The sequence below is a fragment of the Streptomyces sp. NPDC036764 genome, from assembly GCF_055609385.1.
The window spans coordinates 38,306-52,816 of record NZ_JBVJPT010000021.1 but is presented as its reverse complement, the minus strand read 5'-3'; the positions used below and the strand labels follow the sequence as shown (position 1 = coordinate 52,816).

7 protein-coding genes and 3 tRNA genes are annotated in these 14,511 nt (G+C 70.3%); 5 read left to right on the top strand and 5 right to left on the bottom strand.

Annotation, left to right across the window (positions count from 1 at the left end; genetic code table 11):
- Positions 1-15: 15 nt before the first annotated feature.
- The 5 genes from hrpA to ACZ69Q_RS42875 form a co-directional block, all read right to left on the bottom strand.
- Positions 16-4,020: an ATP-dependent RNA helicase HrpA gene (gene hrpA, locus ACZ69Q_RS42895; protein ID WP_471053695.1), complete on the bottom strand. Its 4,005-nt coding sequence runs from the start codon at positions 4,018-4,020 to the stop codon at positions 16-18.
- Between the two features lie 121 nt (positions 4,021-4,141).
- Positions 4,142-4,215, bottom strand: a tRNA-Phe gene (locus ACZ69Q_RS42890).
- A gap of 22 nt (positions 4,216-4,237) precedes the next feature.
- Positions 4,238-4,315 (bottom strand) — tRNA-Asp (locus ACZ69Q_RS42885).
- A gap of 37 nt (positions 4,316-4,352) precedes the next feature.
- Positions 4,353-4,425 (bottom strand) — tRNA-Glu (locus ACZ69Q_RS42880).
- Positions 4,426-4,505: 80 nt separating this feature from the next.
- Positions 4,506-6,068 (bottom strand): metallophosphoesterase family protein, encoded by a 1,563-nt coding sequence (locus tag ACZ69Q_RS42875; RefSeq protein ID WP_471053692.1) that lies wholly within the window; start codon positions 6,066-6,068, stop codon positions 4,506-4,508.
- Between the two features lie 85 nt (positions 6,069-6,153).
- Here ACZ69Q_RS42875 and ACZ69Q_RS42870 point away from each other — a divergent pair, with 85 nt between their 5' ends.
- The 5 genes from ACZ69Q_RS42870 (at position 6,154) to ACZ69Q_RS42850 (ending at position 14,505) form a co-directional block, all read left to right on the top strand.
- On the top strand, positions 6,154-6,504 hold the full coding sequence (locus ACZ69Q_RS42870) for a metallopeptidase family protein (protein WP_471053689.1): 351 nt from the start codon (positions 6,154-6,156) through the stop codon (positions 6,502-6,504).
- 112 nt (positions 6,505-6,616) lie between these two features.
- On the top strand, positions 6,617-7,156 hold the full coding sequence (locus ACZ69Q_RS42865; protein WP_471053685.1) for a hypothetical protein: 540 nt from the start codon (positions 6,617-6,619) through the stop codon (positions 7,154-7,156).
- Between the two features lie 248 nt (positions 7,157-7,404).
- Positions 7,405-9,597 carry a DEAD/DEAH box helicase gene (locus tag ACZ69Q_RS42860; protein ID WP_471053682.1) on the top strand — a complete coding sequence of 731 codons (2,193 nt, stop codon included), beginning with the start codon at positions 7,405-7,407 and terminating at the stop codon, positions 9,595-9,597.
- A 210-nt stretch (positions 9,598-9,807) separates the two neighbouring features.
- On the top strand, positions 9,808-12,906 hold the full coding sequence (locus tag ACZ69Q_RS42855; RefSeq protein ID WP_471053679.1) for an FG-GAP repeat domain-containing protein: 3,099 nt from the start codon (positions 9,808-9,810) through the stop codon (positions 12,904-12,906).
- Positions 12,907-12,954: 48 nt separating this feature from the next.
- On the top strand, positions 12,955-14,505 hold the full coding sequence (locus tag ACZ69Q_RS42850; RefSeq protein WP_471053676.1) for an amino acid permease: 1,551 nt from the start codon (positions 12,955-12,957) through the stop codon (positions 14,503-14,505).
- Positions 14,506-14,511: the final 6 nt, after the last annotated feature.

The window sequence follows — 14,511 nt, the reverse complement described above, 5'->3', positions numbered from 1 at the left end:
AGCGTGCGCGGTCCGTTACGGCGCCAGGGCGTCGATCGCCTTCACGATCCGCTTGTCGGAGATCGGGTACGCCGTGCCGAGCGCGTGGGCGAAATAGCTGACGCGGAGCTCCTCCAGCATCCAGCGCACGTCCAGGACCTGCTGCGGGACCGGACGGCCCTGCGGCATCTGCTCCAGCAGCCAGGCGTACTCGTCCCGCATCTCGTGGATCTTCTCCATGCGTGTCGTGTCCCGCTGGACGTTCGTCGGCATCTGCTGGAGCCGGCGGTCCACCGCGATCAGGTAGCGCATCAGATCGGGCAGGCGGCGCAGGCCCGCCTCCGTCACGAAACCGGGCTTCACAAGGCCGTCGAGCTGCCCCCGCACGTCCGTGAGGTTCGCCAGCAGCACGGGGCTGCGTACGGCCTTCAGACGGCGCTCGGCGGCCTGCCACGCGGCGAGGACCTGCTGCACCTGGCCCACCGCACGGACCGTCGTGTCGACGATCTCCGCGCGCACCTTGTCGTAGAGCTTGCGGTGCGACTCCTCGTCCCACGCCGGCCCGCCGAAGTCCCCGATCAGCTTGTCCGCCGCCGCCATCGCGCAGTCGTCGAACAGGGCCTGGATCGAGCCGTGCGGGTTGGCGGACAGCGCGAGCTTCTGGGCGTTCGTCAGCTTCTCGGACGCGAACTTCGACGGGTTGACCGGGATGTTGCGCAGGATCAGCCGACGGGTGCCCTTCCACATCGCCTGCTGCTGCTCGGCCTCGGTGTCGAAGAGGCGCACCGACACCGTGTCGCCGTCGTCCACCAGCGCCGGGTACGCCTTGACCGGCTGGCCGGCACGGCGGGTCTCGAAGACGCGGGTGAGCGTGCCGATGGTCCAGTCGGTCAGGCCCTTGCGCTCCAGGGACTCCCCGCCCTCGCGGGAGGCGGTGGCCGCCGCGGCCTGGGACAGGGCCTGGCGGGCCTTCGGCTTCAGCCGGAGCTTCAAGGCCTCCAGGTCCTTGTCCTCGGCCAGCTTGCGGCGCCGCTCGTCGACGATGCGGAAGGTGATGCGCAGATGGTCCGGGACCCTCGACCAGTCGAAGTCGTCCGCCTCGAAGGGCACGCCCACCATGCGCTTCAGCTCACGGGCCATGGTCACCGTCAGCGGTTCCTGCAGCGACTGTGCTTGATTGCGCCCCTCCGGGGACGACGCGGTGTCCAGGAACCGCTTGGCGAAGTTCGGCGCCGGCACGTAGTTGCGGCGGATCGGCTTCGGCAGGGAACGGATCAGCTCCGTCACCAGCTCCTCCCGTAGACCCGGGATCTGCCAGTCGAAGCCCTCGTCCGTGACCTGGTTCAGCACCTGCAGCGGGACGTGCACCGTCACACCGTCCGCGTCCGCACCCGGCTCGAACTGGTAGGTCACCCGGAACTTGAGCTGCCCCTGCCGCCAGGAGTCGGGATAGTCGGCCTTGGTGACCGCCTCCGCCGACTCCCGGATGAGCATCTCGCGCTCGAAGTCCAGGAACTCCGGCTCCTCGTGCCGCTTGCGCTTCCACCACGAGTCGAAGTGGGCACCGGAGACGACGTGTTCGGGCACCCGCTGGTCGTAGAAGTCGAACAGCGTCTCGTCGTCCACGACGATGTCCCGGCGCCGCGCCCGGTGCTCCAGCTCCTCGACCTCGCTGAGGAGTCTGCGGTTGTCGGCGAAGAACTTGTGATGCGTGCGCCAGTCGCCCTCGACCAGGGCGTTGCGGATGAACAGCTCGCGGCTGGCCTCCGGGTCGATCCGGCCGTAATTCACCTTGCGCTGGGCGACGATCGGGACGCCGTACAGCGTCACCTTCTCGTACGCCATCACCGCCGCCTGGTCCTTCTCCCAGTGCGGCTCGGAGTACGTGCGCTTCAGCAGGTGCTCGGCGAGCGGCTCGACCCACTCCGGCTCGATCTTCGCGTTGACGCGGGCCCAGAGACGGGAGGTCTCGACGAGCTCGGCCGACATCACGAAACGCGGGGGCTTCTTGAACAGGGCCGAACCCGGGAAGATCGCGAACTTGGCGTTGCGGGCACCGATGTACTCGTTGCGCCCGCCCTCCTTGCGCGCGCCGGGGCCCGAGTCCTTGGACTCCTTCACGTCCTTCATCCCGATGTGGGACAGCAGACCGGCGAGGAGGGAGATGTGGACCCGGTCGTCGGGGGCGTCGTCCTCGTTGAGGTGGATGCCCATCTGCTTGGCGACCGTGCGCAACTGCGTGTAGATGTCCTGCCATTCGCGAATGCGCAGGAAGTTCAGGTACTCCTGCTTGCACATCCGGCGGAACGACGACGAGCCCCGCTCGCGCTGCTGCTCACGGACGTAGCGCCACAGGTTGAGGAAGGCGAGGAAGTCGCTCGTCTCGTCCTTGAAGCGGGCGTGCTGCTGGTCGGCCTGCGCCTGCTTGTCGGCCGGCCGCTCGCGGGGGTCCTGGATGGACAGCGCCGCCGCTATGACCATGACCTCACGGACACAGCCGTTCTTGTCGGCCTCCAGGACCATGCGGGCAAGGCGCGGGTCGACGGGCAACTGGGCGAGCTTGCGGCCGGTCTGCGTCAGCCGCTTGCGCGCGTCCTTCTCGGCCGGGTCGATCGCGCCGAGTTCCTGCAGGAGCTGGACGCCGTCACGGATGTTGCGGTGGTCCGGCGGGTCGATGAACGGGAACTTCTCGATGTCGCCGAGCCCGGCCGCGGTCATCTGGAGGATGACGGAGGCGAGGTTCGTACGCAGGATTTCCGCGTCCGTGAACTCCGGGCGGGTGACGAAGTCGTCCTCGGAGTACAGCCGGATGCAGATGCCGTCGCTGGTACGTCCGCAGCGGCCCTTGCGCTGGTTGGCGCTGGCCTGGGAGACCGGCTCGATGGGGAGCCGCTGCACCTTGGTGCGATGGCTGTACCTGCTGATCCGGGCGAAGCCGGGGTCGATGACGTACTTGATGCCGGGGACCGTCAGGGAGGTCTCGGCGACGTTCGTCGCCAGAACGATCCTGCGGCCGGTGTGCGGCTGGAAGACGCGATGCTGCTCGGCGTGCGAGAGACGGGCGTAGAGGGGGAGGACCTCGGTGAAGCGGTAGTTCTTCTTCACGAGGGCGTCGGCGGTGTCCCTGATCTCCCGCTCCCCCGAGAGGAAGACCAGGATGTCGCCCTTGCCCTCGGCCTGAAGCTCCTCGACGGCGTCGCAGATCGCGGTGATCTGGTCGCGGTCGGAATCCTCCGAGTCCTCCTCCAGCAGCGGCCGGTAGCGCACCTCCACCGGATACGTGCGCCCGCTGACCTCGACGATCGGGGCGTCGCCGAAGTGCCGCGAGAACCGCTCGGGGTCGATGGTCGCCGAGGTGATGACGACCTTGAGGTCGGGCCGCTTCGGCAGCAACTGCGCCAGATACCCGAGCAGGAAGTCGATGTTGAGGGACCGCTCGTGGGCCTCGTCGATGATGATCGTGTCGTAGGCGCGCAGCTCGCGGTCGGTCTGGATCTCGGCGAGCAGGATGCCGTCCGTCATCAGCTTGACGAAGGTGCCTTCGGGATTCACCTGGTCGGTGAAGCGCACCTTCCAGCCCACGGACTCGCCGAGCGGGGTGTCCAGCTCCTCCGCCACCCGCTCGGCGACCGTACGGGCCGCGATCCTTCTCGGCTGCGTGTGCCCGATCATGCCCTTGACCCCGCGTCCGAGCTCAAGACAGATCTTCGGGATCTGGGTCGTCTTACCGGACCCGGTCTCACCGGCGACGATCACGACCTGGTGATCGCGGATCGCGGCCGCGATCTCGTCCTTCTTCTGGCTGACCGGGAGCTGCTCGGGGTACGTGACGGCCGGCAGACGGGTGCGCCGGGTGGCGATACGCTCCTCGCCCTTGGCGATCTCCGCCTCGATCTCGGCGAGCACGGCGGCCTGCGCCTGCGGCTTACGGATCTTGCGAGCACCTTCGAGCCGCCGACCGAGCCGGTGCGCGTCACGCAACGACAGCTCGTTCAGGCGGGGGGCCAGGTGGCCGAGGGCGGGGGCGGGGTGCGTAGACATACGGGGTCCAGGATCTCATCCCGGCGAAATCCGTGGCGAACGCTTTTGCCGCGGGCGGCCGTGGCGGGTGTGGCCGGGCACGAAAGAACCCCCGTCGATCACTCGACGGGGGTTCTGTCCGTGGCTGGGGCCGGGGTCGAACCGGCGACCTATCGCTTTTCAGGCGATCGCTCGTACCAACTGAGCTACCCAGCCATCAAGGCTTCTTTCGAAGCCTTGGCGGTCCTGACGGGATTTGAACCCGCGGCCTCCACCTTGACAGGGTGGCGAGCACTCCAAACTGCTCCACAGGACCTTGCGTTGCGTACGACAGTGTCGCACACCGTACTGCGTGCCCCCAACGGGATTCGAACCCGTGCTACCGCCTTGAAAGGGCGGCGTCCTAGGCCGCTAGACGATGAGGGCTATCGGCCCGCCTGGGCGCCTCTCAGCGCGTCGGGGACGTGAGAAGCATATGGGATGGCGGGAGGTATCGCCAAAACGGTTTACGGGGCGGGGCTGGGGGTGGGAGTCGGGGAGTCGGTCGCGCCCGGCTGGTTCTCCTCCACCAGGTTGCGCCGCACCTCCGCGGTGGTCAGGCCCAGGCCGCCCAGTTCGATCTCGTCCCAGGCCTGGAGGCGGCGGGTCTCGCGGTCGAAGTAGAGCACCGAGGTCTGGATGGGGTCGGGATGCTTGCCCTCGACCGCGCGCAGGCCGCTGCCGCCGGTGGAGCCCTCAAGGCGCAGCCGGGTGCCGTACCGCATGACCTCCATCTCCTGGTGGTGGAGGTGGCCGGCCAGGGCCAGCGGGACCTCGCCGTCCGTCTGGCGGGCCGCCACCGGTTCGTGGGCGATGGCCACGTCGACGGGGGTGCCGGCGGCCTGCTGGTCGCGCAGGGATGTGGCCAGGCGGGCGCCGGCGAGTTCGTTGGCCGCGTCGCCGCCGGCGATCTGGGAGCGGTCGGGGGTGAACTGGGGGTCGCCGATGCCGGCGAAGCGCAGGCCGGCGATGGTGCGGGCCTGGCCGTCGTCGAGGACGTGGACGTTCTTGAGGTCTTCCAGGTAGCGCTGGGTCAGGCGGGAGTCGTGGTTGCCGCGGACCCAGACGTAGGGGGCGCCGAGGTTCTCGATGGGGTCGAGGAAGCCGTTCTCGGCGGCCGTGCCGTGGTCCATGGTGTCGCCCGAGTCGACGATCACGTTGATCTTGTACTGGCTCACCAGCGAGGCGATGATCTTCCAGCTCGCCGGGTTGAGGTGGATGTCGGACACGTGCAGGACGCGGATGGTGCTCGGGTCCGGTGCGTAGGCGGGGAGCGTGGAGGTGGCGTCGTAGAGCTTGGTCACGTTGGTGACGAGGCGGGCCAACTCCTTTTGGTAGACGTCGAATTCGGTGACGATGCTGCGTGCGTTGCCGACCAGGGACGGGGCGGAGGAGAGCAGCCCGGAGAACTTCGGTTCCAGGACGGACTCGGGGTTCCAGGTCGCGTAGGCCGTGCCGCCCGAGGCGGCCAGAAGGGTCAGGGCCATGCCGCCGGCGGCGAGGGCGCGGCGGGGGCGGCGGTAGACGGCGAGGCCGAGGGCCGCGGCGCCGGTGACGACGGCCACGCAGCTTCGCACGGCGAGATCGCGGGTGCCGTGGGCGACGTCCTGGGCGACCTCGTCCTGGAGGCCGGAGAGCCGTTCGGGGTGGTCGACCAGGGCCTGGGCGCGATCGGGGTCGAGCTGGTCGACGTTGACGTCCAGCCGGACGGGGGCGGTGTGGCTGTCCAGGGTGAGCGCGCCGAGCGGGGAGACGTTGATCTTCGTGCCGCCGGTGATGGAGGGGCGCAGCGTCATCGTGGTGTTCATGGGGCCGACGGGGACGCGTACGTTGCCGACGATCAGCAGGCCCAGCCAGGCGCCCAGGAGGACCACGGTGACCAGGCCCAGGGCGCGTGTCCAGGGGTGGGGCTGGGTGACGAGTTCCAGCGTGGGCAGTGGACGGCGGGTGGAGTATCGGCGGGCGAGGGCGCGCGGGGCCCTGGGGACGTGGGCGAGAACCTTCATGACTGCGGCGGGGACGCGGGCCATTGGTCCCGTATGCCCAAGTGCACGGGTGGATATGCGGGGCCGTTGGCGGCTCCTTCCCGGGCGGGTCGTACCCGACAATGGTCCTGTGCTGGAGATGACGCGCGAGGAGTTCGAGGAACTGGTCGCCGAGTCGCTGGACCGGATTCCGCCGGAGCTGACACGGCTGATGGACAACGTCGCGGTGTTCGTCGAGGACGAACCGCCCGCGGACGACCCCGAGCTGCTCGGGCTGTACGAGGGGACTCCGCTCACCGATCGCGGGGAGTGGTACGCCGGGGTGCTGCCGGACCGGATCACGATCTACCGGGGGCCGACGCTGCGGATGTGCGAGTCGCGGGAGGAGGTCGTCGAGGAGACCGAGGTGACCGTGGTGCACGAGATCGCGCACCACTTCGGGATCGACGACGAGCGGTTGCACGCACTCGGTTACGGGTGAGCGAGGGCCATATCGGGCGGGTGGCCGGACCGTGCCGCGGGGCGCGTGTCCTCTTGTGGGCGGCGGGAGTTGGGCAGGTTGACTTCTTCGCCCGCCACTGGAGGTGGCCCCCGTGCGCCCTTTGTACGTACCTGTCCGTCTGGCCGCCACGGTGGTGGCCGTCGCCGCTGCCGCCGGCTGTATGAGTGTCGGTGACGACGGTGGCGGCGGGAGCGCGAAGCCGTCGCACTCCGCGGGGCAGCGCGGTGGCGAGGCGCCCGACGGGGGGACGGCGGTGTCGGGGGGCGGATCCGGGTACGGCGCGCATGGCGACGACGGCAAACCGGACAAGGCGAAGGGCAAGGGCAAGGGCAAGAAGGGGGCCGTGGATTCGGCGTCCCCCTCGGCCTCGCCGTCGGCGCAGGTGAGCGCGTCCGCGCCCGATGGGGGCGGCAGGCCGCAGAAGCCGGCGCAGAGCGAGAAGCCCGGGCCCACCCGGACGGCCGAACCGACGCCGACCCGTACGGTGGAACCGGAGCCGACGCCCACGGAGGAGCCGACGACGGTCACGCCGACCCCGACGGAGGCCGAGCCCTCGTCGTCGGCGCACGAGGAGACCGGGCCGCAGCTCGGGCAGCGGGAGCCGGCGCCGGCCGCGGGGGCGCCGGCGTGAGGTTCGGGGCGCGGGCGGCGTGGTTGTGAGTGACGTTGCCTACACCGGCCTCGGTCGGTTTGCCTTGGGGGGCAGGGGGTGCGTATGGTGGTAGATCGTTTGATCCCATTTGCCCGGCGCCAACGCAGAGCGCGCCGTGTGGCGCGTACTCTCCCTTGCCGTGGCTGACCGCATTGAGGCGGTCGTATTGCGAAATCACGGAGTTGACGGGCGCGTGCCGACGAGACTCCGGAAGGTTTCGCTTACGCATGTCCATTTCCAGTACTGATCACGTTGTCGTGCCCGAGAACGGCGAGAACAACGACGAGACGACCACCCCCGAGATCACCTTCGCGGATCTCGGTCTGCCCGAGGGCGTCGTGCGCAAGCTCGCGCAGAACGGCGTGACCACCCCCTTCCCGATCCAGGCCGCGACCATCCCGGACGCCCTGGCCGGCAAGGACATCCTGGGCCGCGGTCGCACCGGCTCCGGCAAGACGCTGTCGTTCGGTCTGCCGACCCTGGCGCGTCTGTCCGGCGGCCGTACCGAGAAGCACAAGCCGCGCGCCATCATCCTCACCCCGACCCGTGAGCTCGCGATGCAGGTCGCGGACGCGCTGCAGCCCTACGGCGACCAGCTCGGCCTGAAGATGAAGGTCGTCTGCGGCGGCACGTCCATGGGCAACCAGATCTACGCCCTGGAGCGGGGCGTCGACGTGCTGGTCGCCACCCCGGGCCGGCTGCGCGACATCATCAACCGCGGTGCCTGCTCCCTCGAGGACGTCGAGGTCGCCGTGCTCGACGAGGCCGACCAGATGTCCGACCTGGGCTTCCTGCCCGAGGTCACCGAGCTGCTCGACCAGGTTCCGGCGGGCGGTCAGCGGATGCTGTTCTCCGCGACCATGGAGAACGAGATCAAGACTCTCGTCGACCGGTACCTGACGGACCCGGTCCTGCACGAGGTCGACGCCGCCCAGGGCGCGGTGACGACCATGTCGCACCACATCCTGATCGTGAAGCCCAAGGACAAGGCGCCGGTCACCGCCGCGATCGCCTCCCGCAAGGGCCGCACCATCATCTTCGTGCGCACCCAGCTCGGCGCCGACCGCGTCGCCGAGCAGTTGCGTGACGCCGGTGCGAAGGCCGACGCGCTGCACGGCGGCATGACGCAGGGGGCGCGCACCCGGACGCTGGCCGACTTCAAGGACGGCTACGTCAACGTCCTCGTCGCGACGGATGTCGCCGCGCGCGGTATCCACGTCGACGGCATCGACCTCGTCCTGAACGTCGACCCGGCCGGTGACCACAAGGACTACCTGCACCGTGCCGGCCGTACGGCCCGCGCGGGGCGCACCGGTACGGTCGTCTCCCTCTCCCTGCCGCACCAGCGCCGCCAGATCTTCCGGCTGATGGAGGACGCGGGCGTCGACGCCTCGCGCCACATCATCCAGGGCGGTGCCGCGTTCGACCCGGAGGTCGCCGAGATCACCGGCGCCCGTTCGATGACCGAGGTGCAGGCCGAGTCGGCGGGCAACGCCGCTCAGCAGGCCGAGCGTGAGGTCGCCCACCTCAGCAAGCAGCTCGAGCGGGCGCAGCGGCGTGCGCTGGAGCTGCGCGAGGAGTCCGACCGGCTCGTCGCCCGCGTGGCGCGCGAGCGCGGCGAGGACCCGGAGGCCGCGGTGGCCGAGGCCCAGGCCGCGGCGGTCGAGGCCGCCGAGAGTGTCGAGGTGGTCGTGCCCGAGCAGCCTGCGGCGCAGGATGTCGAGCGGGAGCAGGCTCCGGCGTCGTACGAGCGTCGCGAGCGGCGTGACGAGCGGAGCGATCGGGGCGGGTTCAACCGTGACCGCGGTGGGCGTTCCTTCGACCGTGACCGTGGTGGGCGTTCCTTCGAGCGTCGGGACGACCGGGGCGGGTTCAACCGCGACCGTGACCGTGACCGTGGCTTCGAGCGTCGGGACGGCGACCGTGGCGGCTTCCGTCGCGACGACCGCGGTGACCGTGGTGGGCGTTCCTTCGAGCGTCGGGACGACCGGGGCGGGTTCAACCGCGACCGTGACCGTGACCGTGGCTTCGAGCGTCGGGACGGCGACCGTGGCGGCTTCCGCCGGGACGACCGCGGTGACCGTGCTGGGCGTTCGTTCGACGGTGACCGTGGTGGGCGTTCCTTCGACCGTGACCGTGGCGGGCGTTCCTTCGAGCGTCGGGACGGCGACCGTGGCGGCTTCCGTCGCGACGACCGTCCGGCCGGCCGTCCCTTCGAGCGTCGTGACGAGCGTGGCGGTCACCGTGGCAGCGACCGTCCGTTCAACCGCGACCGCCGCGACGACCGTCCCGGCTTCCGCTCCGGCGGTCACGAGCGTCCGCACGGCCGCCGTGACGACCACCGCGGCACCGGCACCGGCACCGGCGGCTCGTCCTTCGGCCGCCGCGACGACAAGCCGCGCTGGAAGCGCAACGGCTGACGCCGCGTGAGGTGACTTCGCGCCGGGGTCCCACCGTCTATCGGTGGGACCCCGGCGTTTTTCGTCGGAGTGGGGGCCGGAAACCCCTTACCCGGAAGCCTGTTCGGTGGCTGTAGGATCGGCCGACTTGTGAGACGGATGTGAAGGCCGGGGGGCCTTGGGCGCCGTGAGTGCGCTGGGACCGTCTCCTGCTTCCCGGGGAGGACCCACTTGCCACGCCATGGCTTCGTACGCCTGCGCCTCGTCGCGGCCACCGCTGTACTGGCCGCCGGCCTGAGCCCGTCGCTTCCGGCGGCCGCCGCCCCGGATGTGCCGCAGGAGACGGTGGTGCCGGCGACGCTGCGCAGCACGTACACCTCCGGTGCGCTCTACGGCGGGTCGGTCTACGCAGGGAACAACGGTGCCGGAGCACAGGGGGTGTTCCACACGCTGGAGGGCTACGGCCTGGTGTGGACGCGGTACGCGGACGGCAGGTCCGCGAAGGTGGTCCATCCGGCCGGGTACTCCGGCTACGGCACGGCCGGCGGCGATGTGCTCGCGTACCGCTACGCCGACGGCCGGGTCGACCTGTGGAACGCGGCCGACGGCACGACCCGTACGGTGCGGACGCCGGAGGGTCTGACGTATCTCACCGCTTATGAGGACCTGGCGGTCGCCTACCGGGACCGGACCGACGAGGCCGGGACGCGCCTGCGGGAGACGCACCTGCTGATCCCGGAGGCCGACGGCGGCACGCGCGACGTGCCGGTCACCGGGGTGCCGGAGGGCTACGTCATCGGGCAGCCCAGGAGCGCGGACGCCGACGGGCTGTTGTTCCTGGCGGGGCGGCCGGGCACCTCCGGGCCCTATGTCTGGGTCATGGTCGACAGGCGCACGGGACAGGTCCGGAGCGTGACGCCGCCGATCTCCGAGCCCTACCTCAAGGCGCAGGTCACCGCCGACCATGTGGTCCTGTTCAACATCAACGACCCCGTCGTCAAGGTCTTCTCCCGCTCCGACCTGTCCGCCGCGCCGGCCGAGGTCACGCTGGAGGGCGGGGGCGTCAACCCCGCGCAGGACCTCGCGGTCGTCGGTGACTGGCTGATCCACCGGCCCAGTGGGGGGTATGCGGTGCGCGCGAAGCCCATCGCGGGCGGGCCGACGGTGACCCTGCTGCCCAGTTCGAGCCCGCGCGTGGCCGGCGTCCCCGACGGCACCGCGGTGGCCGTCGGCCGCACGGACTCCGCCGCCGACGACTGGGGCGTCCAGCGCATCCAGCCGGGCCCGGACGGACGCCCGGTCGTCACGCGGATCAAGGCCCTGCCGAAGCCGCCGGCCGCGATCCAGGGCATCTCCCTCGAACAGGGGCGCCTGGTCGTCGTGGACGCGAGCAGAGGTGAGCGGCGCGACGACTATGTGCGGACCGTCGCCGCCACCGGAACGCCCGAGTTCGGTGAGCGTTCCGACTTCACCCCCGGGTCCGCCCCGCAGATCGCCGCCTGTTCGGAGAAGGAGGTGGCCTGCTCGCAGATCTTCGGCACCGCCGACGGCCGGGTCGCCTGGATGGACTTCGGTGGCGTCGAGTCGTATGCGCTCCATGTCAACGGCCCGAAGGACGGGGGCCTCTGGGAGCGGGGCGTGCCCTTCGACGGGCGCATCCTCGATGTGTCGGGGCGGTACGTCCTGTACACGGACCCGGGCACGCGGTTCGTCTACCGGATGGACGACCACGGTGCACCGGTCGCCCAGGCGTCGGGCGCCAGCGCACTCGACGGCGACGTGCTGTGGACGGCCGGGGCCACCCCGGGCACCGTCACGGCGCTGAACCTGTCGACCAAGAAGTCCTCCACGGTCACTACCGACGCGGGCTGCAAGCCCGACCGGCTTCAGGCGCTCGGCCGCTACCTGTACTGGACCTGCGACGGTCGGGCCGGTGTCTACGACCGTACGGCGAAGAAGTCCGTGCCCGTCCCGGCGGACGAGGCGAAACTCGGCGACGGATACGTGGTCACGCACGACAGGCAGGCCGGGAAGCTCACGCTCACCACGGTCGCGGGCGGCACGCCGGTGAGCCGGGTCATCGGCGACCTGCCCGACACCGGTGACTCGCAGCGCGAGGTGCGGTGGACGGTGGACAGGGCCGGTGCCAACGCCGCCTATGTCGACGACCAGCAGCGCGTCCACCTCGTACCGTCCGGAGTGGCCCAGCAGCCGCTGCGGCTGCTCGGGCCCGCGCGGAGTGCCACGTTCGTCGAGGCGCACGGGATCGACACCCCGTCGGACACCTTGACCACCGTGCTGCTGTCCAAGCCCTCGGCGGGCTGGAAGCTGACGGTGCGGAACAAGGCGGGCCAGGTCGTCGACACGAGCACCGGCGGTGCGGCGCGCGGTGAGCTGAGCGTCGGGTGGGACGGGGACGACCCGGCGCGGACCGGTGACGCGTTCCTGCCGAGCGGCTCGTACGACTGGACGCTCGCGGTCACGCCCGCCGACGGCACGGGCGCGCCGCTGGAGGTGCGTGGCACGGTCCGGTTGCTGCACGGCGACCCGGTCCGGCACGACCACGCCGGCTCCGAGGGGCTGCCGGACGGCGTGGGCGACCTGCTCACCCTCAACTCCGCGGGCACGCTGACCTTCCAGCAGGGCACGGGCAAGGGCACCTTCTCCGGGAAGGTCTCGGGCAGCGGCTGGTCGACCAAGGCGGTCGCGGTGCCGTTCGGGGATTTGAACGGCGACCGGTGCAATGACGTGCTGGTGCGGATGAGCGACGGTTCGCTGCGCGGCTACAAGGTCAAGTGCGGTCTGGCGCCGGCGACTTCGATGCCGTACACGAAGCTCGGCACGGGCTGGAACGCCTACGACGTGCTGACCTCGCCCGGCGATCTGACCGGCGACAAGCGGCCCGATCTGCTGGCGCGGAAGACCTCGACCGGGGACGTCCTCGTCTTCGCGGCGAAGAGCGACGGGACGCTCGCGGCCGGGAAGAAGATCCGTTCGGCGTGGACCGGTTACACGAAGATCGTGGGTGCCGGTGACCTGAACGGCGACGGTCACGGGGACGTCCTCGTCCGGGACAGGGCCGGGACGCTGTGGCGCTACGACGGCCTCGGCAACGGGCTGCTGAAGGACCGGGTGAAGGTCTTCGCGAAGTGGGGCACGGGCTACGACGTCATCGTCGGTCCCGGGGACATCACCGGAGACGGAAAGGCCGACCTCGTCTCGCGGGACGGCAGCGGCAACGTCTGGCGCAACGACGGTGACGGCAAGGGGTCGTTCGGGGCCCGAGTGAAGATCGCCGGTGGCTGGCAGGGCTACAAGGGCATTTTTTAGCCATCCTGTGATGCATGTCACGTCCCCGGTGAGGGAATCGCTGGGGACATGACAGATGACGACATAGCGAGTGGGCGGTCTTCCGGGGGGATCTCGGACGAAGAGCGGCTGGCCCAGCTCGGCTACACGCAGGTTCTCGCCCGCCGCATGTCGGCGTTCTCCAACTACGCGGTCTCCTTCACGATCATCTCGGTCCTGTCGGGCTGCCTGACGCTGTATCTGTTCGGCATGAACACGGGCGGCCCGGCGGTGATCACCTGGGGCTGGGTCGCCGTCGGCCTGATGACCCTGTTCGTGGGCCTGTCGATGGCCGAGATCTGCTCGGCGTACCCGACCTCCGCGGGCCTGTACTTCTGGGCGCACCGGCTCGCGCCACCGCGTACGGCCGCCGCCTGGGCGTGGTTCACGGGCTGGTTCAACGTGCTCGGCCAGGTGGCCGTGACGGCCGGCATCGACTTCGGCGCGGCGTCCTTCCTCGGCGCCTATCTGAACCTCCAGTTCGGCTTCGAGGTGACGCCGGGCCGGACGATCCTGCTCTTCGCCGGGATCCTTCTGCTGCACGGCCTGCTCAACACCTTCGGCGTCCGCATCGTCGCCCTGCTCAACAGCATCAGCGTGTGGTGGCACGTGCTGGGCGTCGCGGTGATCGTCGGCGCGCTGGCCTTCGTGCCGGACCGGCACCAGTCCGCGTCCTTCGTGTTCGGCGAGTTCGTGAACAACACGGGCTGGGGCAGCGGGGTCTACGTGGTCCTGCTGGGGCTGTTGATGGCCCAGTACACCTTCACCGGCTACGACGCCTCGGCGCACATGACGGAGGAGACGCACGACGCGTCGACGGCCGGCCCGAAGGGCATCGTGCGGTCGATCTGGACGTCGTGGATAGCCGGCTTCGTGCTCCTGCTCGGCTTCACCTTCGCGATCCAGTCGTACGAGGGTGCCCTCACGTCCCCGACGGGCGCGCCGCCCGCGCAGATCCTGCTGGACGCACTCGGGGCGACGGCGGGCAAGCTGCTCCTGCTGGTCGTCATCGGGGCGCAGCTCTTCTGCGGGATGGCGTCCGTGACGGCCAACAGCCGCATGATCTACGCCTTCTCGCGCGACGGCGCCCTGCCCTTCTCGCACGTCTGGCACACGGTCAGCCCGCGCACCCGGACGCCGGTCGCGGCGGTGTGGCTGGCGGCGGGCGGGGCGCTGGTGCTGGGCCTGCCGTATCTGATCAACGTCACGGCGTACGCGGCGGTGACCTCGATCGCCGTCATCGGCCTGTACATCGCGTACGTCATCCCGACGCTGCTGCGGCTGCGCAAGGGGGAGGCGTTCGAGCGGGGGCCGTGGCATCTGGGCCGCTGGTCGCAGATCGTGGGGGCGGTGGCGGTGGTCTGGGTCGGCCTGATCACGGTGCTGTTCATGCTGCCGCAGGTCTCGCCGGTGACCTGGGAGACCTTCAACTACGCCCCGGTCGCCGTCCTGGCCGTCCTCGGCTTCGCCGCGGCCTGGTGGCTGGTCTCGGCCCGGCACTGGTTCCTCAACCCCGAGCACAAGCGGAACATCGCCCGGGAGGCGGGGCGGGTGGGGGCCCCCGAACCGGTGGATCCGTAGCACTTT

What these genes read in the sequence shown, in the direction of transcription:
- hrpA (WP_471053695.1), bottom strand. Translation starts at nt 4,020, where the DNA reads ATGTCTACGCACCCCGCCCCCGCCCTCGGCCACCTGGCCCCCCGCCTG.
- ACZ69Q_RS42860 (WP_471053682.1), top strand. Translation starts at nt 7,405, where the DNA reads ATGTCCATTTCCAGTACTGATCACGTTGTCGTGCCCGAGAACGGCGAG.
- ACZ69Q_RS42875 (WP_471053692.1), bottom strand. Translation starts at nt 6,068, where the DNA reads ATGGCCCGCGTCCCCGCCGCAGTCATGAAGGTTCTCGCCCACGTCCCC.
- ACZ69Q_RS42850 (WP_471053676.1), top strand. Translation starts at nt 12,955, where the DNA reads ATGACAGATGACGACATAGCGAGTGGGCGGTCTTCCGGGGGGATCTCG.